General features: G+C 38.7%; 18 protein-coding genes. 7 read left to right on the top strand and 11 right to left on the bottom strand.

Annotation, left to right across the window (positions count from 1 at the left end; genetic code table 11):
- Positions 1 to 190: 190 nt before the first annotated feature.
- Positions 191 to 1105, top strand: coding sequence for an FTR1 family protein (locus tag ACFG4S_RS18665; protein ID WP_392530527.1), 915 nt, complete (start codon positions 191 to 193; stop codon positions 1103 to 1105).
- 149 nt (positions 1106 to 1254) lie between these two features.
- Positions 1255 to 2178 (top strand): 1-aminocyclopropane-1-carboxylate deaminase/D-cysteine desulfhydrase, encoded by a 924-nt coding sequence (locus tag ACFG4S_RS18660; protein WP_392530526.1) that lies wholly within the window; start codon positions 1255 to 1257, stop codon positions 2176 to 2178.
- A 108-nt stretch (positions 2179 to 2286) separates the two neighbouring features.
- Here the strand turns inward: ACFG4S_RS18660 and ACFG4S_RS18655 are convergent, their stop codons facing one another.
- Together ACFG4S_RS18655 and ACFG4S_RS18650 are read right to left on the bottom strand one after the other, a co-directional pair.
- Positions 2287 to 2946, bottom strand: coding sequence for a class I SAM-dependent methyltransferase (locus tag ACFG4S_RS18655; RefSeq protein ID WP_392530525.1), 660 nt, complete (start codon positions 2944 to 2946; stop codon positions 2287 to 2289).
- Between the two features lie 567 nt (positions 2947 to 3513).
- Entirely contained in the window at positions 3514 to 3774 is a 261-nt protein-coding gene (locus tag ACFG4S_RS18650; RefSeq protein WP_392530524.1) for a hypothetical protein, read from the bottom strand.
- Positions 3775 to 4107: 333 nt separating this feature from the next.
- On the opposite strand from ACFG4S_RS18650, the gene ACFG4S_RS18645 reads away from it, so the two are divergent.
- Positions 4108 to 6177, top strand: coding sequence for a tetratricopeptide repeat protein (locus tag ACFG4S_RS18645; RefSeq protein ID WP_392530523.1), 2070 nt, complete (start codon positions 4108 to 4110; stop codon positions 6175 to 6177).
- A 226-nt stretch (positions 6178 to 6403) separates the two neighbouring features.
- On the opposite strand, the gene ACFG4S_RS18640 is transcribed toward ACFG4S_RS18645, so the two are convergent.
- From ACFG4S_RS18640 to ACFG4S_RS18620, 5 genes are all read right to left on the bottom strand, one after another.
- Positions 6404 to 7147, bottom strand: a complete 744-nt coding sequence (locus ACFG4S_RS18640) for a hypothetical protein (RefSeq protein WP_392530522.1) — start codon at positions 7145 to 7147, stop codon at positions 6404 to 6406.
- A 179-nt stretch (positions 7148 to 7326) separates the two neighbouring features.
- Positions 7327 to 8907 (bottom strand): DUF1565 domain-containing protein, encoded by a 1581-nt coding sequence (locus tag ACFG4S_RS18635; protein ID WP_392536022.1) that lies wholly within the window; start codon positions 8905 to 8907, stop codon positions 7327 to 7329.
- 22 nt (positions 8908 to 8929) lie between these two features.
- Positions 8930 to 9103: a hypothetical protein gene (locus ACFG4S_RS18630; protein ID WP_392530521.1), complete on the bottom strand. Its 174-nt coding sequence runs from the start codon at positions 9101 to 9103 to the stop codon at positions 8930 to 8932.
- Between the two features lie 6 nt (positions 9104 to 9109).
- Positions 9110 to 10873, bottom strand: coding sequence for a tetratricopeptide repeat protein (locus tag ACFG4S_RS18625; protein ID WP_392530520.1), 1764 nt, complete (start codon positions 10871 to 10873; stop codon positions 9110 to 9112).
- Positions 10863 to 12155, bottom strand: coding sequence for an ATP-binding protein (locus ACFG4S_RS18620; protein ID WP_392530519.1), 1293 nt, complete (start codon positions 12153 to 12155; stop codon positions 10863 to 10865). Before ACFG4S_RS18620 ends, ACFG4S_RS18625 begins: the two co-directional genes overlap by 11 nt.
- Before the next feature lie 471 nt (positions 12156 to 12626).
- Here ACFG4S_RS18620 and ACFG4S_RS18615 point away from each other — a divergent pair, with 471 nt between their 5' ends.
- The 3 genes from ACFG4S_RS18615 to ACFG4S_RS18605 all read left to right on the top strand — a co-directional run bounded on the left by ACFG4S_RS18615 (position 12627) and on the right by ACFG4S_RS18605 (position 13907).
- Positions 12627 to 12830 (top strand): hypothetical protein, encoded by a 204-nt coding sequence (locus ACFG4S_RS18615; protein WP_392530518.1) that lies wholly within the window; start codon positions 12627 to 12629, stop codon positions 12828 to 12830.
- A 19-nt stretch (positions 12831 to 12849) separates the two neighbouring features.
- Entirely contained in the window at positions 12850 to 13395 is a 546-nt protein-coding gene (locus ACFG4S_RS18610) for an HD domain-containing protein (protein WP_392530517.1), read from the top strand.
- Positions 13396 to 13487: 92 nt separating this feature from the next.
- Positions 13488 to 13907 (top strand): thermonuclease family protein, encoded by a 420-nt coding sequence (locus tag ACFG4S_RS18605; protein WP_392530516.1) that lies wholly within the window; start codon positions 13488 to 13490, stop codon positions 13905 to 13907.
- A 97-nt stretch (positions 13908 to 14004) separates the two neighbouring features.
- On the opposite strand, the gene fabG is transcribed toward ACFG4S_RS18605, so the two are convergent.
- Together fabG and ACFG4S_RS18595 are read right to left on the bottom strand one after the other, a co-directional pair.
- Positions 14005 to 14751, bottom strand: a complete 747-nt coding sequence (gene fabG / locus ACFG4S_RS18600) for a 3-oxoacyl-[acyl-carrier-protein] reductase (protein ID WP_392530515.1) — start codon at positions 14749 to 14751, stop codon at positions 14005 to 14007.
- A gap of 269 nt (positions 14752 to 15020) precedes the next feature.
- Entirely contained in the window at positions 15021 to 17699 is a 2679-nt protein-coding gene (locus ACFG4S_RS18595) for an MHYT domain-containing protein (protein WP_392530514.1), read from the bottom strand.
- A gap of 737 nt (positions 17700 to 18436) precedes the next feature.
- Between ACFG4S_RS18595 and ACFG4S_RS18590 the strand changes: the two genes are divergently transcribed.
- Positions 18437 to 19885, top strand: coding sequence for a protein kinase (locus ACFG4S_RS18590; protein WP_392530513.1), 1449 nt, complete (start codon positions 18437 to 18439; stop codon positions 19883 to 19885).
- Between the two features lie 241 nt (positions 19886 to 20126).
- On the opposite strand, the gene ACFG4S_RS18585 is transcribed toward ACFG4S_RS18590, so the two are convergent.
- Together ACFG4S_RS18585 and ACFG4S_RS18580 are read right to left on the bottom strand one after the other, a co-directional pair.
- The gene (locus ACFG4S_RS18585) at positions 20127 to 22316 is read right to left on the bottom strand and encodes a GumC family protein (protein ID WP_392530512.1); all 2190 of its coding nucleotides are present in this window, start codon (positions 22314 to 22316) and stop codon (positions 20127 to 20129) included.
- A 487-nt stretch (positions 22317 to 22803) separates the two neighbouring features.
- Positions 22804 to 23763, bottom strand: a complete 960-nt coding sequence (locus ACFG4S_RS18580) for a ribonuclease Z (RefSeq protein WP_392530511.1) — start codon at positions 23761 to 23763, stop codon at positions 22804 to 22806.
- Positions 23764 to 24178: the final 415 nt, after the last annotated feature.

Raw genomic sequence — 24178 nt, 5'->3', positions numbered from 1 at the left:
GTTGCTGATTGAGAATATGAATTTAGTTCACGCAGAGTCGCAGAGTCGCAGAGAGTAAGAGTTGAAAAGAGTTAATTTTTGAATTTCATATTCAAATTCAGCAACGCTAAAATCCATTTTAGGTAAAAGTAAAGAAGCTGTTACAGTCAAAATACAACAAATATTTGCCACTAAAGCAATTTAATTTATTATGAATTGGAGTGCCGCATTACCTACGTTTTTTATTACCCTGCGAGAAGGCGTCGAAGCTGCTTTAGTTGTGGGAATTGTGTTTGCCTGTTTACAGCAAGCTCAACAACAAAAATTGCACCGTTGGGTTTACTTGGGAGTTGTCAGCGGGATATTAGCGAGTTTTGTAGTTGGTTTACTAATTAATCTCAGTCTACGGGGATTGCAGACATCTGAGCAGCTGTATGCACCTGTGTTCAAGCAATTGTTTGAGGTGGGATTGGGTGTAATTGCGATCGCTATGCTCAGTTGGATGCTAATTTGGATGACGCGACAAGCACGATTTCTTAAGGCGGAAATTGAAGGTTCTGTGAAAAGTGCTTTGAGTGAAGACAATAGCGCAGGTTGGGCGATTTTCAGCTTAATTTTTATTGCCGTGTTTCGGGAAGGTTTAGAAACAGCTTTGTTTATCGTCGCTAAGTTTCAAGAAGGTGTAACCCCCGTCTTGGGAGCAATTGCAGGACTGGCTGTAGCAGTTGCGATCGGGATGCTGCTGTTTAAATGGAGTATTCGGATCAACTTGAGCCAGTTTTTCCAAGTGATGGGCGTTTTTTTGCTGCTGATTGTCTCTGGGTTAGTAATTTCTGCACTTCGCCATCTTGATGCAGCGGCGATCGCTTTTAGCCAAATCAACCCTGAAGTTTTGGGTATTTGCGGACAAGGAAATACATCTTGTCTTTTAGGCCCCCAAATTTGGGATTTCTCAAATATCTTACCTGACCGACAGTTTCCCGGTATTTTGCTGAAAACTTTATTTGGCTATACCCAAAAACTGTATTTCGTTCAAGCGATCGGGTATCTGCTTTTTTGGATAACCGTGGGAGGTATTTATTTCCGCAGTCTTAGCCAACCGAAAAAAATAATTACTAATTCGTAATTCGTAATTACATAAAAATACAGCACAGATATAAGGGCACAGCAGTGCTGTGCCCCTACAATAGATGTAGTTTATTTACCTGAAAATAGCTGTAACTGAACCGTATTAAATTCTCTAATTCAATTACGAATTACGAATTATTTTGCCTGATGTCGTTAATACTTATTCCTCCATTTGTACAACAAATCAACAGCAAAATTGCCCGTGAGGCTGGTGTTAATTTATCTGTGCTACGCCTTGATGTTATGCATCCGTGGGTTAATGGCAACAAATGGTATAAGTTAAAGTACAATCTTTTGGAGGCGAAGGAGAAAAATTTCACGAAGCTGCTTACTTTTGGCGGCGCTTATTCCAACCACATTTATGCAACCGCAGCAGCCAGTAATCTTTTTGGATTCCATTGCATCGGCGTAATTCGTGGGGAAGAAAAACTACCGCTAAATCCCACGCTGAGTTTTGCTGTACAGCAAGGTATGCAGCTTGTCTACCTCGATCGCCAAACGTATCGACAACGCAACACAGCAGCGCTACATGACTCTCTGCGACAACGTTTCGGTGAGGTATTCATCATTCCTGAAGGCGGTAATAATTTAAACGGTGTGCGCGGTTGCACAGAAATCATTAGTGAAGCAATCGCCTTTAATTATGTATGTGTAGCTTGCGGTACGGCTACAACACTGGCTGGGATTGCGCTTTCGTTGCATCAAGGACAAAAAGCGATCGGTTTTCCTGTATTGAAAAATGGATCTTTTCTGGCACAGGAAATCGAAATTCTCTTGACAAATTACCTCGCCTCTGATTTACCGACTCCATATAGTTCTCCCACATCTTGGGAATTAATCTGTGATTACCACTTCGGCGGCTATGCAAAGGTGAATCAGGAGTTGCTAATGTTCAGCCAGCAGTTCAGGGAGGCGTATGGCGTACCCCTTGATTACGTATATACCGCAAAAATGTTTTACGGAGTGATGGATTTATTACAGCAGGGATTTTTTGAGAAAGGCAAAAGTTTGCTGCTGTTACACACAGGCGGTTTACAGGGTAATGTCGGTATGGAACAAAGATTGCAATAGGATGGTGTCGAGATCCCTGACTTTTTAAGAAATCGGGGATCTAACTTTTTCCTTTGCCTTAGTCAGAAAATTTGTAAAATGTTAACAACGATGGAATAAAACTTTTTCTCACTTTGTTGCTACGCCGATAATATGAGGACTGACAATCGGCAATCCTACTTCAAAATACTCATAATTAATGCTGTTAAAACCAGCTTTTTCTAAGGCTATCCAAGTTTCTCTATCTGGATGACAATTATCACCTAACATTTTCCAAATCGGACTAATTCTATTTTGTAATTTTCGCAATAAAGTTCCCTGATGTGCGGCGATGTGTTCAATAAACAACAAGCGTCCACCAGGTTTGAGTACTCTTAAAATTGCCTGTAATGTATAATTTGTATTTGGCACGGAGCATAAAACTAAAGTACTAACAACAGTGTCTATGCTATTGTCTTCAGCATCTAACCATTCACCATTACCAATGCGAACGTCGCTCTTTAAACCTAATTTTTTTGCTTGTTTTTGGAGATAGGAATGCATATCTATATTTTGTTCAATTCCTATCCAGTGGATATCTTTAGGATAATAGGGTAAGTTAGAACCATCTCGTGGGCTTATTTCTAATACTTTACCTTGGAGATTAGCAAAAAGAGAGCGTTTGCGATCGCCTATAAATTTATCATATGTTTTGCTATCTTTCACCATCATCCATCCAAACAAATTTTTAGCCCAGTTGGCATAAATTTGATTTGATAATTCTTCACAAATTTGGTTTACACTCATCATCCACTTCCTAATTTTTGAGGCTATAAATTGGTGTGACAAACAACGATTTATAGCCTCAATCTTATGATATTTAATTTTCTTGGACTTCACCCATTAGACTCACCTGATTGGGTGATTTTGATAAAATTAGATGAGTAATATTTACTACACTCTAATGCAAAGATGCCAACCTCACTGAAATATAAATAAATATTGAAATCCACAAACCTAATGCCAATGAGATTCCATTTTAATTATTTGAAGCAATAGTTCTTATTGTAATAAAGATAACAAAGAGCGTTCCACAATTCGGAACGCTTTATTTTGGGAAATTATCTTCAGTCACAATTAATTTCTAGTTTGTAGTAAGCAATTAATCGCTTTTTGAGTATTATCAGGACTAAAGTATTTACCACAAACTATAATTTATTTACGTCTTCGTACTTAACCCTTTGACAATCTAAAATGTTAAGCTGATGCGTGTCTAAAGTATATAAACACTCTTGATGATCGTTGACTGTTAACTGTTAACGGTTTTTCAGTCATCAGTCATCAGGTAAATGTACAAATTAAATGCGTAACAGCTTATTATGCATGAAGGTTGGCTTGTTCTTGTAACCAAGGATCTACAGGTTGTCCATCTTTGCGACGTAATTCAATCTCGACTACCATCACTTGTTTTGAACCAGGAGGTGCAGGTTTTTGATGGAAAATAATGTCATAATCGAGTGGGTTGTGTTTGCGTTCTTTTAACCATTCCTGCACCTTGGTTGTGACAAATAATGATTGTCCCTGCTCAAACATTCGGGTAATCTGCATTTGCAGTGTATAGGGATTTATGCGACTCATTTCCTACCGCCTTTGTTAAATAAATTTTAGGCAAAGTAATCTGCTTTTTCTACATAATCTGATGTTAATTTAAGGATGGCAATATCGCTACCCCATTTTCAAGAAGTATCTTTAACAGACCTCTGGTAAAAGTCTTTTTATAGTCTGCATCTTAAGTATTTATTGTAAAAATTAAGATACTCCATTAGAGGTAGTCACGGAGTTAAAAAGCGTGAGAGAATCAAATCAATGCCTACCCTTTAGTATAGTTCACCAGATTACTACTGAATTTTGTTATAGATTGGAGAGAGGCACGCCGCTTCAAACACTGACCGACAGATTGAGATGGTTGTTATGAAGAGCAAAAATCAAGCTATTTTCGCTTTAATTGTCAAAAGCGCTATTATCTTTTCACCGTTATTGTTACCTATTAGTATTGTCAGTGGACAATCTGCACCATCATCTAAGCCAGCAATAACTCCGACTGCGGTTGTATCGAATCAGGAACGGGAAGAATTGGCACGATTACGAGCTGAAAAGCGAATTGAACAGCAAGTTCAATCTAATTTAAATGGTGCTTTTAGCCGTACAACTATCCTACTCGATATCTGGCTAGTTATATTAAGTCTATTTCCGGTAGCAGTGCTTGCTTTACTTTGGCTATTACGACGGGTGATAATCCGTGAAATTGTTGATAGAGCAATGCAACAGCTACAGGGTCTAGAAAAATTGCAAAATCAGCTAAGTACTGTTAAGCAAGATGCGGAAAATATTATTCAAGAAGCTAAACAAATCAATGATGAATTAGAACAAGAAACAGATGCTTTAAAACAAAAAATTAAAAATGAACAAGAAAATTTATCTATTCTGACATCGGATTTAGATTTAGTTAAAGCACAGGTATTGAGTAGGTTAGAAACTCAACTTAAAAAATCTCAAGAAAATATAGAAAATTTAGAGTCAAAATTTGATTCTAAGTTCTCTAATTTGGAATTAGAGACTCAACAACAAAAAGATTTAGCACTGGAAAATCTAGCAAAATTAGCATCTGGTCTGTCTGAAGAATTGTCAAATTTAAAGTTAGGTGTACAACACCAGAAAGAAATAGCTGTTGCTGATTTAGAACTATCTATATCTGAGTTCAAATCTCAACTTTCTGGATGGAAGTCTGATATTCAAAAACAAAAGGATATATCTATTGAGAGTTTTATAAAATTACAGTCAGAGTTTGCTTTTCAATTATCTAAATTAGAAATTGATGCTCAACAACAAAAAAATATCATATTTGAGAATCTAGGACAATTAGATTATCAATTTAAATCTCAATTATCGGAATTGCAGAACGATGCTCAAGAAGAAAAAAATAAAATCATTGAGAATTTAATAGGATTGCAATCAGATTTTGCTGCTCAATTATCCAAATTCCAAATAGATGCTCAAAAATCTCAGGAGTTAATCATTGAGAATTTAGAAAAGTCTGGTTATGAGTTTACTTCGCAATTCTCCGAATTACAATTCAATGCTCAACAACAAAAGATTCTCATTTTGGAAAAACTAGAAAAATTAGAAACTGAGTTTGTCTCTCAACTTTCCCAGTTACAATTTGATGCTCAACAAAGAAAGGATGCCATTCCTCAGAAACTAATTGAAATGACATCTGCATCCATCCCAGAGGATGTGAATGCTGAAGTTGAAGAAACAAAAGAGGCAGAGTCAGAACAACCTGAATTCACTGCTGATGAGTATATAAAGCAGGGAGATGGGCTATTTTCTGAAAGACGTTATCAAGATGCGATCGCAGTTTACAACCAAGCTGTTAAAATCCAAGCTGATGACCCTGTAGCTTGGTTAAAACACGGCTTAACTCTCGGAAGATTGAAACGCTATAAAGATGCGATCGCCTCCTACGATATAGCTATTCAGATTAAACCAGATTACCATCAAGCTTGGTGCGATCGCGGTGTCGCTTTTGGTAATTTACAACAACATCAGCAAGCTTTCGCTTCATTTGATAAAGCTACACAAATTCAACCTCAGGATGCAGTTGCTTGGTTGAATCGGGGTCTTTCTCTAGTAGCATTAGAACAATATGAAGAGGCAATAGCGTCTTTTGAAAAAGCTTTAGAATTTCAATCAAATTCTCCAAAAATCTGGGATAAACACGGTTATACTTTGGTAAGATTGGGACGCGATGATGAAGCGATCGCTAGTTTTAACAAAGCATTAGAAATTAAGCCAGATTATGCTAGTGCCCATTACAATAAAGCAGCCTGTTACGCATTACAAAGACAAATTGAACTATCTCTAGTAGCTCTTAAACAAGCAATTGAACTTAATCCCAGATACAAAGAAGAAGCAGCAGCTGACCTAGATTTTGATGATATTGCCAATGATGAGCGTTTTCAACAATTAATTACAACATAAAAACTTACATCAGAATTCAGGAGTCAGAATGGGCTACGCCCCGCTGCGCTAACAGGAGTCAGAAATAAAACACGCTTTATACTTAGCTTGAATACTAGTAACTTGAAATATGCTGTAACAAAAATTAATTACTCCCCTGCTTCCCACTCAGTGCTGCACATGGATAGCGGGACGTTTAGTCCGTACTGAGTTAGGAGTTTTATTTGTCCCCTTGTCTCCTTGTCCTCTACTCCCTCACTCTCCGACTCTCCTGTTCCCCAGACATGGCCTTGAGTTTTGATGTGAAAGAGTCAGAGCGATCGCTTTTTTCTGGGGTAAATTGTCCTATTGGAGGATGAATAACAGCAGGTGGTAGAAGTTTTTGCCGTTGCTGAGAGATTGGTGATTGACTTTCTGGTAAGGTTTGCTTTTGGGTGACAGTAGAGGCTAGCTGAAGCGTTGCGACAGAAGCTGAGTCGCCAGCACTGGGAGACTTGAGGGCGCTTTTATTTTCCTTAGCTTCCTGTTTTGCTTCTTCTGCGCCTAAAGATGTTTTTTGTTCTCCAGCGATGAGTTGCAAAGTTGCGGTATTGGTTTTTTGATGACCATTACTAGTTTTCCCTGGTGGTAATTGAAGCCTCGTCAGTTTCTCAACAGGGGCATTTTTTCTGGCTGGCGGTAGGGTTGGTGTAGCCAATGAAGTTAGGTTTTGAGGAAACTTGCTACAAATCATCCGTTCAAATTCCATGTTGAAATGATATGTAGCCTGATCCCGACGCTGCCAAAATACTAAGATTTGCTGCACCGAAACGGCTTTATAACGACCTTGATATAGTGCTTCAATCACTGCCAGGTGTAGCCAATTAAGTGGGTATTGCGTTTGCCAACGTTCAACTAGCTCATTGGCACTATACCCGCTGAGATCAAAACTATAGTGAATTAATAAGGCGATCGCCAAATTGGCAGAGGTGTCTGGAAGTGTTGTTAACATGGGGCTATTAGCTTTAGGCAATAGGTCTATGATTTTTCACCCATCGCATATAGCCTATCGTGCTTTTAACTACATGGTTTTTTTTTCCAGAGTTATTAAGTCGATAGGCAGTGTTTCCTATTCTACTTGTCAACTTCCGATATGCAAGAGTCTATCGATTGATTTAAGGTGCAATTAATTCAGAATTCGTGAATCTCAGGTGTTCGCCCAATGGCGACTAATGCCTGATAAACCATCGCCGCAACTTCGGCGTATGTTGCCAGACGTAAAGGTGCAAGGAGTTTTGGATCTGGATAGTTGACAACTATCCTCTGTTGTGTAGCAGTAGCAACAGCTTCTTGGGCATAGTCGGGAATGGTATGGCGATCGCTGTACACTTCTAAGACATCCTTATCAGCATGTGGTAAGCCCAGTCCATTAACCAGAGAGACAATCACCTGTAGCCGTTGCACATGTTGATGAGGGCGGAAAGTGCGATCGCTAAATCCGCCAACAAAGCCACCGCTAGCGGCGATTTGGATGGCGTTATAAGCCCAAAAATCCTTGGCTACATCCGTAAAATTGGGTGCTGGGCGTTTAGCAGTGGGGTGAAAAGCAACCGCTACCAAAGCCGCATACTGAACGCGAGTCATAGGTTTATCTGGCTGGTAGTTACCATCGGTAAAACCTTGAGTTAAATCCATACTCGCCAATGCCCGAATAAATGGTTTTGCCCAATGGTCATCTAGTTGAAGAGATGGAGGGAAAGAAGAAGCGGTGACGCGGTGACTCGGTGACGCGGAGAGTGTTTGTGATAGATTCCCCGTATCTCCGTGTCTCCGTATCCCCGTTTCCTTTTTCCCCGCGTCTGTGTGTTCCCGCGCTCCTGTGTCCTCTTTCTTTGCAACCAATTCAACCAAACCTTTGACTAGAGAAGGATTCAACTGGTTACCTACCGAAACAAGGTTTTGTGTGGTGACATTGTGTAAATCAAATTCACTATTATCGCAAAATATATTACCAGCGGGCTCTTCGTTACTACCTAAATCGGGGACTGCATTGCCATTAACAAAAAGACCACCTTGGGTATTTTTGGTAATGAGATTTTGACGCAGTACTGGGCGGGCGTTACGAGAAAGTGCGATCCCCGTGCGATTGTCTGATAATTTATTATTGGCGATCGCGGGAGCAGCAAAGTCACTAACTACTATCCCCAAAGGGTTTCTTTGAAATACATTCCCTAATACTTGTCCCTGGCTATCACCTGCCATCACTAACCCACTGGCAGTATTTTGCACAAATAGATTATCTACAATTGTGGGTTTAGCAGCCCCGGTGGTAAATACACCTTCTCGCCCACAATTAGTTAAAGTATTGTTAGCTAAAGTAGGCGCAGCCGATTCAATCCAGATACCAGTACCTTTTATTGAAGGATTTGTAACAGTTACACCTAAAAGACTGGCATTTTCTAACAAGAGTAGCGTGATATTTTGCATCCCAAAACTGTCACTTTGATACTCGCTACTTCCAGAAATAATAATCCCGGCTCCTTTGTTAGCTTCATTACCCACCACCTGGACTCCTCCACGGATCGCTAGCGGAAATACCTCGCCACTAGTGGCGTTGTAAGTTCCAGATGCTAAATGAATAATTGTGGGTATTTTAGTAACTTTTAAAGCACGGGTGAGGGTTTTAAACGGACTTAACCGCGAACCAATATTAGTATCATTCCCTATTATAGGGTTGACATAGAGTGTCAGAACAAGGGTAGAGTTCACCATTGATGATTGAGAGTCAGTTGCTTTAATTATGACAATCATAAATAACACTACTTGTAGCAAACTTTGTCAAAGTAGTATCCCTGTGTATAGAAAATGTATCTGCTTCACCATACTTAGCACTTACCACTCGGTACTCAGCACTCTTCACCCCTGCTTGCAAGCGGGTAGTGTCTACACACAAGTTTCTGTGAGTCATTTATCCTTAATTCTTCCCCATCGCCACTGCGAGTTTTTCTAGATTCTCCCGCACAGCCAGACAACGAACATGATCGACACCCCAAACTCGTTCACAAATTCCTAAAGCTGACAAATAAAGCGGTTCGGCTTCACCATAACGCCCAGTTTCCCGATAAATTTCTGCTAAATTGTTGAGACTTTCGCCAACATTAGGATGACTTTCTCCCAATAAAAGGCGATCGAGTTCTAATGCTTTTATGCATAAAGGTTCCGCCTCATCGTAGCGTCCCTGTTCTCGATACATATAACCCAAAGCATAGATAGTATCCGCTAACAGTGGATGCGCTTTTTGTAATACCCGTTGCTTCAGTTCCAGAGATTGCAAAAATAAAGATTCCGCTTCATTGTAGCGGCCTTGAGCGCGGTATATTAAACCTAAATTGTGCAAATCTGTCGCTACATCAGGATTTTCTTCTCCCAAAAATTGCTTATCTAATTCTATTGCTTGTTGAGATAAAGGTTCAGCTTCACTGTAACGTCCTTGATGATAATAAAGTAGAGCTAAATTATTCAATATCAAAGCAAAAGAAGGAGGATCTTCCCCAACCAAACTTTTTCCAAGTTCTAATAATTGCAGATACAACGGTTCTGCTTCGTCATAACGTCCTTGTTCATCATATAGTAATGCTAAATTATTTAGACTAGCCGCAACATCAGCATGATTTTCTCCTAACAACTGTTTCCTCATTTCCAAAGCTTGTTGGTAAAGTAGTTCTGCCTTAGTATATTGTCCAGTAGATTTATAAAGTCCTGCCAAATTATTCAGACTAGTAGCAAAAGAAGGATGATTTTCTCCTAGCAGACGTTTCCTTAATTGCAAAGCTTCTTGATATAAAGGTTCGGCTTCTCTATATCGTCCTGTTGCACGATATATTCCGGCTAAATTGTTCAGGCTAGTCGCTAAATCTACCTGCAAACCTAATTCATTTTGTAGCTCACTTGCTTTTTGCCAATACTTGATTGCTAATTCTTGTTCTTCTTGATAATTCTGAGACTCACCTCGTTCTAATCTGCTGCGATAAATATCACCCAAGCTAGAGTATAAAGTAGCCAAACTGGAGTCTTTACTTCCTCGTTCCTCTTTGATGTTCTCAATTAACCTTTGCAAATCTTGGATAGGTAAGAAAAAATGGTTATTTTCATTAGTATCTGTGCCAGCTAATTCCGTATCTCGAAAAACAAAGCGTATCGGTTCTAATTCTTTACCAGCAATTGCATTAGTTTTTTTAGATGCAAACCGAAATACACCATTGCGCCAACTCCAAAAATCAGGAGCTTTTTTAATCAAATTCACTAGAATTTGATTAGTTACCCACAAGACAATGGCAAAAGGAAAATCGCGCAATCCTTCCCTTGTCCATTGTAAGTAACCAAAGAATTTCTCCTGTTCTGATTGCTCTTTTTCTAATTTCAAAAAATAAAGTTGTTCAGCACCCGTCACAGTGATTACCGCCGGATGACGCTGACGGAGATATTCGTCTTCTTGTACCAGTTGATTAAGAGCAGCTTTTAAACTCGGTTCTTGACGTGGTAAAGTTACTCGATAAGCACGAAACTTAGGTTGTAATTCGGCTTCATATTCAGCTATAACTTGATCGCGAAAATTACTATCATCAGAAACTGCAATTAATAAATTTAATCCCCGCCTTTGAGCTTCAATAGAAACAATTAAATCATCGTAAGCATCTTGATTTTCTCCTTGTTCATCTAATAATTCTTCATTGAACATTGATGGCTCCCTGCCTTCTCAAACTTTCTATAATAATTGGATGAACATCATACCAAGTTTCATCAGTACGATATTCTAGAACATACAATCCATGCAGCAAATCTAAAAACTCTGCTTGCTTGGGATCGTTGGGCATAAATTGCTCATAAACACTTTGCAAAATATCTATATCAGCTTTTCCTAAACGTATAGAAAAATCGTTACGTATTTTATTTATTGCTTGTTCTAGAATTGTATCATCAATGATAACTTTTGCTGTAGGATTTCGTCGAATAACTCGTAAACAAATGCGGCAGCATTCCTTAGAAATCCGAATGAGATCTCGTAATACTCCACCACTATAAATCACTATTTTCTGGGCGGTTTCCGGTAAGATTAATTCATCAGAAATGCGCTTTTGTAAAACTTCACCGAGAATCTTTGTTGCTTCGGGACGAGGTTGAGCATTAGGAAACCGATTTTTACCTTTTTCAAAAATTTTCAGTACAGGCATTGGCACAATTTGATCGTTAGTTTCGATAGCAATTATTGTGCTAATAAATGTTTCTCGAAGAACTGCGATCGGGATAGTGTAGATAATCCGAAAATTTGGTTGACAAAGAGCTTTAATGTTATCCTTATAAATTTCGTTAACTCTACCTAAATCTAGTTTATCTAAATCATCAATAATTACTAAGACATCTTGTTTTGTAGCAGATTGAATCAAAGCAGCAATTTCGTTAATCCTAGCGACCAAATCTGAGATTTTACGTTCAAACTCTTGTTTAATTTCGTCCCGAACACTAGCATCAGCTTTTAATTTAGAACTAATTAACTTGAGAAGATCAAAACCTATCTCAGCCTCTGCTTTTAAATTTAATTCTTCAGTGCGTGTGCGAGTCGCAAACCATTGATAAAGAGCTTCTTTAGTAGATTGAGGAATATCAACTCGGCGGGCTTCTGCCTCTGACATTAAATTAACTGCAATGGCAAACAGAATATTAATATGGTTAACTGCCGACATTTCAATTTTGTCAGCAATAGAAAATAGAACTACAAAATACTTATTTTGAATTTGTCTGCTAAATTCAGCCAACAAAGTTGACTTACCACATCCACGATGTCCTGTAAAGACAATTTTACCATCTCCGTTGGGACTGTCTTCAACTAATTGGTTAAGGTCTGCAATCAAATCATCACCATATTCGACTCTAAATCTTTCCATTTCGTTCCGTTCCATCAACGGAAACAGTTCGAGATTGCTGTATGCTTCCTGAAAAGAGTTTAATAATTCTTTAGACATTGGATAGTGCCGTACAATTGCTAACTATTCATATAATGCCTCATCATTTCTGTAGCAAAAGTTCAGGCAATGTCTCCAATAGATAAATGCTAGACAACTTCACAAAAATCATTCATAAATGACTACTAGGTGAATGATATGTTATGTCTTTAAAAGAGATACTTTAATACCAAAATATTAACCAATGAATAAGTAATAGAGGCAAATAATAAATAAGAATGGATGATCGATTATACATTTGATAATTAACAATGAATGATAGAATATACATATAAAATCGTGAAAGCTACTTAATACATAAAGAAAATAAATTTTTCAGTAAAAAAATAAATTTTTCGTGTGCTTTGCCTTTGTCCTCCTTTTAGCCAATGTAATGGTAACCGTTGTTACTATTGATTTATACACCGGAGGTTCAGGCTGTGATATTGCAACAGATGATGCGTTTTTTATAACGATAAAAGGTTTATGAGAATGTCCGATCATCTTCCGTTTGAAAATCCTGAGGATCAAAAGCAATGGTATCAGGGTATAAAAGATGCAAACCGTAATAATATTTTCTGTCACTGTCATGCTTGCGGTTATGAGTGGATAGATTCAACATTTGATGTTACTTGTATTAAATGCAGTAGCAAAGATGTGGAAAGTATTTCATCTTGGCAATTTCCAGATGATTAAAGGAGAGGGTTCATAGATTATGAAACAAAACTGGTCACAAGAGAGTTATATCAAAGCTTTAAAGAAAGCAGCACAAGCACATCAAGGTCAGAATATGCCAGGTTCAGAAATACCTTACATTGTCCACTTAAGTTTTGTGAGTATGGAGGTAATTGCTGCCTTAGATGCGGAAAAAGAACATGATGGCAACCTAGCAGTTCAATGTGCTATTTTGCATGACATAATTGAAGATACTGATACTACTTTTGAGGAAATAAAAACTGAATTCAGTGAATCAATCGCTAATGGTGTACTTGCATTAACTAAAAATAATTCCCTAGAAAAAAATTTGCAAATGGCTGATAGTTTACGAAGGATAAAGCAGCGATCGCCAGAAATATCGATGGTAAAACTAGCGGATAGAATCACCAATTTACAAGCACCCCCACAGCATTGGAATCAAGACAAAATTGTTAGATATCGAGCAGAAGCTATTCAGATTTATGAAGCTTTGAAAGATGCAAGTCTGTTTCTTGCATCACGCTTGGCTAGTAAAATTGAAGACTACAAAGCGTTTATCAAGTAATCAATTTATTTTTAATTTGTGAGTTAAATCACACTAGCCACCTGATTACTGAAATAAAATTGTAGACTTAAGCATAAACTATTACAAATAAAATGATGGAATTACTACAACTAATTTTGGTGTTAGGTACAGTAGTTGGTGTCGCAGATGGGAATACAGTTTTGGTTAAAGATAATGCCGGACAAGCAATTACAGTCAAACTAGCGTGTATTAACTCACCAAAAGCGACTAGCCAGGCATCAGCATTAGCAGCAACACAAAGGCTAAAACAGTTACTACCATCTAAAAGTCGTGTGGTGATTAGAAGCACGGAACAACTCAATAATGGTCGTACAGTTGGTGAAGTATTTGTAGATAATCGCTCAGTAAATCTCCGTTTAGTAGAAGAAGGTAATGCAGTCATTGACCAAGAAACTTTATATAATTGCTACGAAACTAAAACCCAATTTTTAATTGCAGAAGCTAATGCTAAAAATAAGCGATTGGGATTGTGGCAGCAATCAAATCGGTGATGTATTAAATACTTGTAGATATTCCTAAATCCCTCTTTGAAAGAAAGATTTAGGAATATCTGAAATTCCTGATTTAGGCTTGATAACTCAGCACTGTTTACGCCATGACCATGCCACCATCAACATTAAATACTTGTCCAGTGATGTAGGCAGCAGCAGGATCGGCGGCGAGGAAGCGTACCATACCAGCGACTTCTTCTGCTTGACCAAAGCGACCTAGTGGAATGAATTTGAGAATATCTTCGGGGTTGTTAAGATCGCTAGTCATGTCAGTGGCGATGAATCCAGGGGCGACGGCGTTAACAGTGATCCCGCGAGAGGCAAATTCTTTGGCAACGCTTTTGGTAAAGCCGATGACACCTGCTTTAGCGGCGCTGTAATTTGACTGACCTGGGTTGCCCATTTGCCCAGCAACTGAGGTAATGTTAATAATCCGCCCCGATCGCTGTTTGAGCATAATTTTACTGACAGCTCGCGTACAGTAGAAAACACCAGTTAAATTTAGGTCTATTACAGCTTGCCAATCTTCTGGTTTCAAGCGCAAAAGCAGTGTATCGCGGGTGATCCCTGCGTTGTTGACTAAGATATCTATACGCTTAAACTTTTCCATGACGGCGTTAATTAGCGCCTCTACTTGATCGATTTTAGAAACATCTGCTTGTAGAGCGATCGCCTGACCACCCGCTGCTGTAATTTCTCCAACAACTGCCTCAGCTGCGGCACTGGAACTGGCATAATTGACAACTGCGATCGCTCCCTGTGTGGCTAGTTCAATGGCGATCGCTCGCCCAATCCCCCGTGAAGCACCTGTGACAATTGCGACTCGATCTTTTAATAATGTCATTGTATCTTCCTTAATCTTAGAAATACCGCGCTAATTATCTTATGGTGATTTAGGGAACATTTAACAATTCAAAATTCAAAACATTTTTCCTTATGGATATGTATTTATAAGAATATTTCACAAATCAAATACTAGTCCTAAGCTGATGCGCGTCTAAAGTATATAAACACTCTTGATGGTCGTTGACTGTTGACGGTTAATGGTCATCAGGCATCAAGTCATCAGTTATCAGGTAAATGTACAAATTAAATGCGTAACAGCTTATATCTCTATTCCCCGGTTTTAAATCCACCGACATAGGCTTGTAATTGCAGTGCCACTTCTATATTTTGTTGGAGAGAGTTAGATACAACAGCAGAAGAATCTCTGGTGTATTTTGAGGTTTCAGCAATCTGTTGAAGCAAAGATGCGATCGCTTGGGAAGTTTCTGTTTGAGATCCTGTTGCCATAAAAATAGACTGAACTAAATGATTTATCTGTTGAGACACCTCTAAAATATCTTCTAGGTTCAACTTAATGTTTTGCACGAGATTGGCTCTTTCTCCCACCTCAATCGTTCCCGATTCTATCGCTTTGACTAATGCGCCAGTTTCCAATCGAATGTCAGTTAAAATGCCTTGAATTTCTTGCGTTGCTTCGCTAGACTGGACGGCTAATTGACCAATTTGTTCTACTACTTTTGCAAAGCCTCGACCTTCATCGCCCATCCATGTCACTTCAATGCTAGCATCGCTGGCTAACAAGTTAGTTTGGGCGGCGATTTGTTGAATCGTTGATGCAACACGAGAAATGTTTTGCGAAGATTCACTCAAATACTTGACTTTGTTAGCTGTTTGTGAAACTGTCTGTTGCAAATTCAAGATGCTTTCCACAGTAAAATCTATTGTTGCCTTGGCTGTTTCTACTGTATTAATAGTAGTGATACTTACTTCTTGTACTTTTTGGGCGCTATCTGCCACCCCTTGAATCCAGAAATTCAGACGATCTACTTCCTGAAGACCAGAGGTAATCTGTTCGACTTGTTTAAGCGCTTCATTTCTCACTTGCTGGATGACACCAGAATTTTCGCTAAGGGAAACATTCATCTGATAGGCAGTTTCTCGGATTTGAGTGACAATTTGCCACAGGCTATAAATGATGGTATCGATCGCATCAGCCAATTTTCCAACTTCGCCTGTTGTGACTTGAGAGCGAACAGTTAAATCTCCTTTGCATACCTCATTAAGATCGTAGAGAAGTTCTAGCACTTGCTCTTGGATAGCTTGTTGACTACGCTTCAATTCTTCTTCTGTTTCCTTGCGCGAAGTAATTTCAGCTAGCACTCCAATAATATTTATTATTTGTCCAAATGCGTCTGGTACAGGAGAAAGTGTTAATTCACACCAGAAGTAAGTTCCATCTTTCCGATAACTTTTAAGTACAATTTGGCATTCTCTAGAAGCCTCCATTGCCTTGTGTAATTCTGTAATGCTGTTTAAATCTGTGTCAGATCCTTGGAGAAATTGGTAGTTGCATCCGAGTACCTCTTGAGATGAATAGCCTGTAATTTTTTCAAAGGCAGCATTGCAAAATATGATGGGATTTCCAGGCTGACGCAAGTCAGTAATGAACATAGCATTACTAGTTGAGGCGATCGCGCGATCGCGCAACCGCAAAACTTTCTGTGCTTGCTCAAGTTCATCTACTACACTTGCTTGTTCTAAAGCGATACCAACTTGAATAGCTAATTGTTTAAATAAATTAATTTCATACTTTTGCCAATACCGGGGTTGAGAACACTGATGGGCACACAATAAACCGACAAGTTGATTGTTATGAATAATTGGTGCAATCAAATTTGCTTTGATTTCAAAACCTTCGAGAATTTCCCGGTGACACTCTGTAAAACCAGCTGTAAAAATGTCGTTGGTAGCTCGGACTCGACCATTTTTGTACATTTCAATATAATTTTCCCGGAAGGGGTCATTGACTGTTTTTCCTAAGGTTTTTGTCCAACCCGCAGCGATAGACTCGGCGATAATAGTACCACTCCAATCACTATTGAAACGATACATAACCACACGGTCTGCTTTCAATGCTTGACGAACTTCGTAGACAGTTGTGTTCATCACATCATCCAACTTTAGCGATCGCCGAATTTGCAGCGTAATCTCTGTAAATAACTGCGAACGTTTGGCTTGGGCTTCTTGCTGTGCTAAAAGCTTTGTTTGGAAAGATAAACGCCGATCTACAAGTGAAGCGATCAGGGCAAAACCGAGAATGACGAATGTTACAGTAGCAATGGAAAGACCGAGCAAAGTCAGGGAATTATTCATTCTAACTGGGGCAGATATTGCTGTTGGGTTAGTCCGCGTGAAGCTAACCGCGGCCATCCCGACATAGTGCATCCCAACGATCGCTCCCCCAATGAAAATAGCACTGACAATCTTAGTCCACCACTTGGTTATAATAGCTTCTGTGCTTAATTGGAACGCCATCTTCAGGGCTACAATTGATGCACCAATGGCGATGGCGATCGAAAGTATAAACATGACTGGACTGTATGTGGCAGTTGCTTCCATTCGCATCGCCAGCATTCCAATGTAGTGCATAGAGGCGATACCAATACCCATTAATGTTCCACCAATCAGCAATTGCCAAATACTTAAGACTGGGCGACTCGCAAGAAAAAGTGCGCCCCCTGAGGCAATAACAGCCGGCAGTATAGAAACTAGCACAGTCAAAATATCATAGGCGATCGGTATTGGCAGACTGAAGGCTAGCATAGCGACAAAGTGCATCGACCAGATACCAATTCCCATAACTATTGCACTACCAATTAACCAAGGTACTTTAGCCCATGCTTTGACTACTGTTAGCCGTCCAGCCAAATCAAGAGCTGTGTATGAGGACAGAACTGCAATCACAATTGAAACCGTTATCAGTCCTATGTCGTAGGTGCTACTCATAGCCATATCTGCTTGAAACCTCAGGTTAAGCTTATGCTGGATTATTTCACAAATTTTATTTATTTATCACTTTTGAGTGATTCTTAGAAAGTAGACAGGAAGCAGGAGATAGGACAATACAGGTCAGATAAGGCCAAAACACTTGTAGAGACGGCGATATATCGCGTCTCGAGAACCCAATATCGCGTCTCGAAAACCCAAAATTTTTGCCAGTAGCCTTTAACTGAAGCCTATTGGGAGATAGGAAGCAGCAAATAGGCTTTTGAAACTTGTTTTATCGGGGCTGCTTTCCTTGAATAAAGAAAATAATATCAAGTTCAGATGAATACTTAGTAATTAGGGCTGATGCACAGATCGGCCAATGCAAAGAGAAATAAGAGCTTCTGGTTTCCTTAGATTCAGAAATTAAGTGAAGTCTATATAACTTCTGTCTTTGTGTCTTCTATCTCCCGAGCAATGCCCCATGCCCAATAGCATATACCCAATAAGAATTACAAACTCTCCAGAAGAATACCACTTTCCATATCTGTTTCAATATCTTAATGAAAGCAGCAGTTCATGATATTCTCATACTTAGATACTAAAAATCAATATGCAACCAATGCATTATAGGCTTCTTTTAAATACATTAAAAATTTATATCAAAAACTATCCACTGACAAAGTTGTAAAACCAGGCGATTGTAGCTTTTCAGTTCTAAAGATTGCTTATAGACAAACCTGAGTCAAGAAAACGAAATGATATCAACACTTTTGAGCGATCGCTATCGTGTTATTAGCGTACTTGGAAATGGTGGATTTTGCGAAACATTCTTAGCCGAAGATACCCAAATGCCTTCGGGACGCCGTTGTGTAATTAAGCAACTCAAACCACTGACCGACAACCCTGAAGTTTACCAGTTAGTACAAAGGCGATTTCAAAGAGAAGCTGCAATTTTAGAAGAACTGGGAGGAGCTAGCAATCAAATTCCTACTCTATACGCCTACTTTCAAGCAGATGGGCAATTTTTCCTGGTACAAGAATGGATTTCTGGGCAAACTCTCAACCAACAAGTAAAACAAAATGGTTGTTTAAGCGAAAGTGAAGTAATTCCAATTTTAATTAGTCTGTTGAAAGTCCTGGACTTTGTACATAGCAAAGGCATCATCCACCGCGACATTAAACCAGATAATATTATTCTGCGCTCATCTGATGGTCAACCAATTTTAATTGATTTTGGTGCAGTGCGAGAAACGATGGCAACAGTAATGCATTCAGAAGGCAGTATTAGTAATTCAATTATCATTGGGACACCAGGTTTTATGCCTAGCGAACAAGCAGCAGGGCGTCCAGTTTTTGCCAGTGACTTATATAGTTTGGGCTTAACAGCAATTTTTTTGTTGCTGGGAAAATTGCCCCATGAATTGATGACAGACTCGTACACCGTAGAAAATATTTGGAATCGGGATGCCATCAGTTCCAATTTTATGGAAGTGTTAAAAAAAGCAACTCAGTTTGACGTTAGAGAGCGCTATTCTACTGCTAAAGAAATGCTGAATGCTTTGGAAACAATTGCAAATTCCACTGCACCGAAAGTACCGATGTATAGTCAACTATCTGGTTTGAATAATTCTATTATTCGATTACCAGATGCTCAAAGCATTAAACAAAACGCTATTTTTATTGGTAGTACTTTAGTCGGAGGTGGATTAATTGGCGCATCTGTAATTATTGGTCTTTTGTTAGCAAATTCGCCTCAATTTGGGACAGATCGAGGAGCTAAATCTTCACTACTTCCACAACCAGAGATGGGAGAAACTTCTTCGTTATCTATTCCACCTGGAACGTCAAATAATCAAATCGGGACAAATCGGGAATCACTGCTCACAAATAGCGCTAATCTAGCTAATTCTTTTTATTTTGTCGCCAATTCTAGTTTGCCAAATCTGCAAGCTGCTATCAAGCAAGTGAAAATTTTACAGAGTCAGGGAATTAGTCAATCAGGAGTGTTCTGGATACCAGATTATCCTAATTTATCAGATAAAAAAAATTTATTTATAGTTTATGTAGCTACCTTTAAAGATCGGCGCAGCTGTATTAACTTTCTCAAAACTTACGGACAAATCAATCCGGATGCATATTGTGCGTTTGCGAGTAAAGATTTAAATGCACCAACGGCTCGAGTGTCTTTTAAGGATATAAGGTAAAACAGGAGTCAGAATTCAGAGGATTACTTGGCTCCACTAACTTCGCCAGAACTGGGAGCAATAGCAGAGAGAAATCTAAATTAGAGTAACTAGCCCGATCAAATATAGATGGTGAAAGGAAAACTTGAATAACTGACAAGATTTTCATCTTGTCAGTTATTACGCTTGTTTGTAGGAGAGCATCGATTTGTAATCACCTGGGTATATTTGCAAAGGTTAAGATGCTCCCTATTTGTAAAGACTATCTCACTTCATTAGCGATAATTCCAATTAAATTCAACTTACTCAAAATTTCTGTAGCTTGAGTAAATTGAGTTTGGGTCACTTTACCCATGCGCTCTACCATGACGATCGCATTGCAAAAAGATGCAATAATCCTCGCATCAACGGTGGCTAAAATTGATGAAGCATCTATCAGTACTAAGTCGTAACTTTCCTCGAATAACTCAATTAATTCTTTCATTCTCTGAGAACTCAGCAGCTGCACTCTATCTTCTGGAACAGGGCCAGCAGTCAAAATATCAATGAAGGGGTGAATGGGTTGAATATAATCTTGAAAATCGGTAGTTATCTCATCAACTAATAACAGAGATAGTCCCCAATCATTGGAGAGTCCTAAAGTTTTATGCAGGTTCGGATTCTGCAAGTTAGCGTCAATTACTAACACCCGTCGATGCATTCGGGTAGCACTAGCCACTAGCCCTAATACTAAGGTTGTCTTTCCTTCTCCTGGTAGTGCTGAAGTTACCATCAGCGACTTGAAAGGTAACGGATATTTTAATATTTTAATGTTTTGGTAGATCATGTCCAAAGTTTCATGGACAGGTAAATTAGCACTAGCTTCTTCTACCATAGAAGGAGGTAAACTTCGTTGCTTATTCCAAGATATATCTAGGAGAGGCTTTTTCGGATGAGGCGATCGCAGTTTTGGTACCGTTCCCAGTACACGTAAGTTTGTCAGCCTCTTTAAATCTGCTGCACAGTAAATGGCATCATTAAACTTTTCCAAAATTAATGCTGCTAAAATACCTAAAATCGGCCCAATTACTCCTCCTCCAAGCAAAAATAATAATTTGCCATTCTCTACATAACTACCCAAAGTAGGTTCTCCCAAAATTTGCCAGTTATATCCTTCCTGAGCAATTTTCATTCCTAAGGACTGTTGTGCCTGAATCAGTTGTTCGAGGGTTTTATGACTAGTTTCTGCCTTTTGTCGCAGACGATTATATTCTCCTGTTAAGTTTGGATATTTGCCGATTTCAGAATTAAGCTGTTGTTCTGATTGCACTAAACTTTTTTCATTCGCAGTTAATCCTAAAACATTTGTCTGTAATAAAATTAACTCGTCTACTAGCTTGGGATCGACTCCTAATATATCGTTTTTTAAGGGTTGTTCTCTCTTACTGCTAGTAATATTTTTAACTTCTTGCCGTAACAGTACTATTTCATTTTCGCGTTGCTGCTTCAGTTTTTGTACTGATGGATAATCATCTGTATAACGCAACCGTTCCTTAGCTAGTGCTAGTTCAGTTTTTTGAATTTCATTTAATAGCGTTTGGTATCGGCTTGACTGATTTAAACGAGAAGAAATTTTAGCATTATCTTCTGAAGAAGACGCTATTTCTTGTTGTAGATTATCATATCGAGCGTTGACATCTTGAAGTTGAGCGCGAGTAGTTTGTAGTTGTTGTTGAACATCAGCTAGAGATTGTAGCAGGATTTTACTTTGTGTTTCTGGATCGAGTAAATTATGTTTCTTGCGAAACTGTTCTAAATTTTTATCAGCTTTAGTCGCCTCTTTTTTTACTTCAGGTATTCGGGTGTTGACAAAAGCCAGTCCCCGATCCAAACGCTCTTTTTTTTGTTCTGTATTGTAGTTTTGATAGACTTTCTGTAAAGCTTGAAGTACTTTTTGTGCTTTAACTGGATCGTCATCATTAAAGGAAACTTCAAATACTTGACTAAAAGCTTGATTATCTTCTACGTTTGCGTCTTCTTGGGTGACTTTCAGCGCTGCTTTTTTGTTGTGTTCTTTTTCACCTTTGATATCTTCTAAGGTTATATAGGGATAATCGGAGTGAAGTAAATCTACAGCTTTTTGAAGCAGCTTGGAACTCAGCATGAGTTTCATCTGAGTAGTGTAATCAACAACTTTTAAATTGGAATTGCTAACTTTGGTGTCTACCTCTTCTGGAATATTGTTTGACTGCGCTCCTTCAGATAAATTGGAACTTACCAATATCTGCATGTAGCTTTGGTAGCTAGGTTTAGTCGTGACAGCGAAGAAGCTGGCAACTGACATGACTACACAAGAAACCCCCAAAATCACAAAACGTTGACGAAGCAAAATAGTAGATAGTTGTCTGATGTCAACCCCGCTTTGTGCTGAGGTAGTAACTTGATGCTCTTGATTCAGACTAGTCTTAACCACTATTCAACTCCTCTAATATCGAAAGAATATATTTGGAAGATTCTGAGCAACATTTCTGAAATGATTTTTTTACACCTATAGCTACAACACAATACCGAATTTTTCTCCCAAGAATAAAACCACTTGGGATAATATTATGTCAACTAACGTTTTCATGTTCATCAATTCATGCATCTAAACTTTAAATCAGTACTGGAAGAACAAATTTTCAATCAATATTTATTTTAGGAAGACAAATCTTGTCCAAAAATTAATTATTTTTCTTAATTATTCCACTATAAATTTTTATTCGTACCAGAAATACTATATACACAAGGTTATTTTTTTAACTCGTAATATATAAAATATTTTGATAAAAATATTTAAATCATAATATTACTATATTTTTGATACACATAGTTAACCGTAACTTATTAGTTACTTAGTTAAGTTATAGGATTTGTCATTGGTCATTTGTCATTCTTATCTTTGCCCCATTACAAATTATTTAAACGCCTACTTTGGTTAACTCTACTTCCCGTCGCCTCGGTACTTCATGAATCATAAAATCATAAGCCATGTCAGTACGCGGAAAAATAGCACGGGCTTCTTGAAGCAGATCTTTTAACTCTAAGTTATTTCCCGGAGCATAGCGGGGACTAAAATGGCTCATAATCAATCGATGTGCCCCAGCAGCTAAAGCTGTTTGCGCTGCCATTGTGCTTGTAGAATGCAATCGCTGAAAAGCCATATCTGCATCTTGATGGGCAAAGGTTGCTTCATGAATTAAGACATCTGCATCATGAGCTAATTCCACTGCACCATCACAATAAACTGTGTCTGTACAATAAGCAATTTTTCGACCAATTTCTGTAGGTCCGCACAATTCGGCGCCGTCAATCACGCGTCCATCGTCAAGGGTTACTGTTTCACCACGCTTGAGTTGACCGTAAATGCGACCGGGAGGAATTTGCAACGCTTTAGCTTTTTCGACATCAAAGCGTCCTGTGCGGTCTTTTTCGGCTATGCGATACCCAAAAGCTGTAATGCGATGATGTAAAGTACCGCAGCTAACGGTGAAGTCATCGTCCTCATAAATGACCCCTGGACGGACAGTATGGACTTTAATCGGGTAAGAAAAGTGTGTGTGGGAGTAACGTGAGGCGGACTGAATGTATTCATTTAATCCAGATGGCCCGTAGATGTCAACTCGTTCTACATTCCCGGCTAAGCCGCAAGTAGCAAGAAGTCCCATCAAGCCAAAGATATGGTCACCGTGCATGTGGGTGATAAAAATTCGGCAGAGTTGACTGATTTTTAGTTCACTCCGTAAAATTTGATGCTGAGTGCCTTCGCCACAGTCAAATAACCATAGTTCTGCCCTTTGGGGTAATCTCAGGGCGACGCTGGAAACATTACGCGATCGCGTTGGTACACCGGAACTCGTCCCTAAGAATGTTATCTGCACAGTGTTCTTTAGTCTTCCTATTGCTCAATTTGCAGCTATGATGTTTCTATAGTGGCACAGTTGATGAGCAAAATACTTTTTAGAGGCAATACCTTGGCTAATCTACAAAGCTGAGGAATCAGCTTGATTTTTTATTAGTTTAATTATTTTGTGCCAAGTGTTTCAATATTTTCACGCTTAGTAAGATTTTGCAACCCGCACTAATCAAACGTAAGTATATCACGTATCCGCGTATTTTTCCGATTATTTGCTTGTATTTGGATAGAAATTATCTCACAGTTTCAGAAATCAAATACCATCAGGTCTTTTCTTCTGTTTTTTCCTTCCTTATTACCTTTCTTGGACTCAGCATTTAGCGCATTTACGGGGAGATTTTTACCATAACCGTTTGTATTCCAAAAAGATCGTAGAATAC

It is taken from the genome of Nostoc sp. C117 (assembly GCF_043099735.1).
Taxonomy (GTDB): domain Bacteria; phylum Cyanobacteriota; class Cyanobacteriia; order Cyanobacteriales; family Nostocaceae; genus Nostoc.
The sequence above is the reverse complement of the archived record's forward strand: the minus strand, read 5'-3'. Positions and strand labels throughout refer to the sequence as shown.

What these genes read in the sequence shown, in the direction of transcription:
- ACFG4S_RS18665 (WP_392530527.1), top strand. Translation starts at nt 191, where the DNA reads ATGAATTGGAGTGCCGCATTACCTACGTTTTTTATTACCCTGCGAGAA.
- ACFG4S_RS18660 (WP_392530526.1), top strand. Translation starts at nt 1,255, where the DNA reads ATGTCGTTAATACTTATTCCTCCATTTGTACAACAAATCAACAGCAAA.
- ACFG4S_RS18655 (WP_392530525.1), bottom strand. Translation starts at nt 2,946, where the DNA reads ATGATGAGTGTAAACCAAATTTGTGAAGAATTATCAAATCAAATTTAT.
- ACFG4S_RS18650 (WP_392530524.1), bottom strand. Translation starts at nt 3,774, where the DNA reads ATGAGTCGCATAAATCCCTATACACTGCAAATGCAGATTACCCGAATG.
- ACFG4S_RS18645 (WP_392530523.1), top strand. Translation starts at nt 4,108, where the DNA reads ATGAAGAGCAAAAATCAAGCTATTTTCGCTTTAATTGTCAAAAGCGCT.
- ACFG4S_RS18640 (WP_392530522.1), bottom strand. Translation starts at nt 7,147, where the DNA reads ATGTTAACAACACTTCCAGACACCTCTGCCAATTTGGCGATCGCCTTA.
- ACFG4S_RS18635 (WP_392536022.1), bottom strand. Translation starts at nt 8,907, where the DNA reads ATGGTGAACTCTACCCTTGTTCTGACACTCTATGTCAACCCTATAATA.
- ACFG4S_RS18630 (WP_392530521.1), bottom strand. Translation starts at nt 9,103, where the DNA reads ATGACTCACAGAAACTTGTGTGTAGACACTACCCGCTTGCAAGCAGGG.
- ACFG4S_RS18625 (WP_392530520.1), bottom strand. Translation starts at nt 10,873, where the DNA reads ATGTTCAATGAAGAATTATTAGATGAACAAGGAGAAAATCAAGATGCT.
- ACFG4S_RS18620 (WP_392530519.1), bottom strand. Translation starts at nt 12,155, where the DNA reads ATGTCTAAAGAATTATTAAACTCTTTTCAGGAAGCATACAGCAATCTC.
- ACFG4S_RS18615 (WP_392530518.1), top strand. Translation starts at nt 12,627, where the DNA reads ATGTCCGATCATCTTCCGTTTGAAAATCCTGAGGATCAAAAGCAATGG.
- ACFG4S_RS18610 (WP_392530517.1), top strand. Translation starts at nt 12,850, where the DNA reads ATGAAACAAAACTGGTCACAAGAGAGTTATATCAAAGCTTTAAAGAAA.
- ACFG4S_RS18605 (WP_392530516.1), top strand. Translation starts at nt 13,488, where the DNA reads ATGATGGAATTACTACAACTAATTTTGGTGTTAGGTACAGTAGTTGGT.
- fabG (WP_392530515.1), bottom strand. Translation starts at nt 14,751, where the DNA reads ATGACATTATTAAAAGATCGAGTCGCAATTGTCACAGGTGCTTCACGG.
- ACFG4S_RS18595 (WP_392530514.1), bottom strand. Translation starts at nt 17,699, where the DNA reads ATGAGTAGCACCTACGACATAGGACTGATAACGGTTTCAATTGTGATT.
- ACFG4S_RS18590 (WP_392530513.1), top strand. Translation starts at nt 18,437, where the DNA reads ATGATATCAACACTTTTGAGCGATCGCTATCGTGTTATTAGCGTACTT.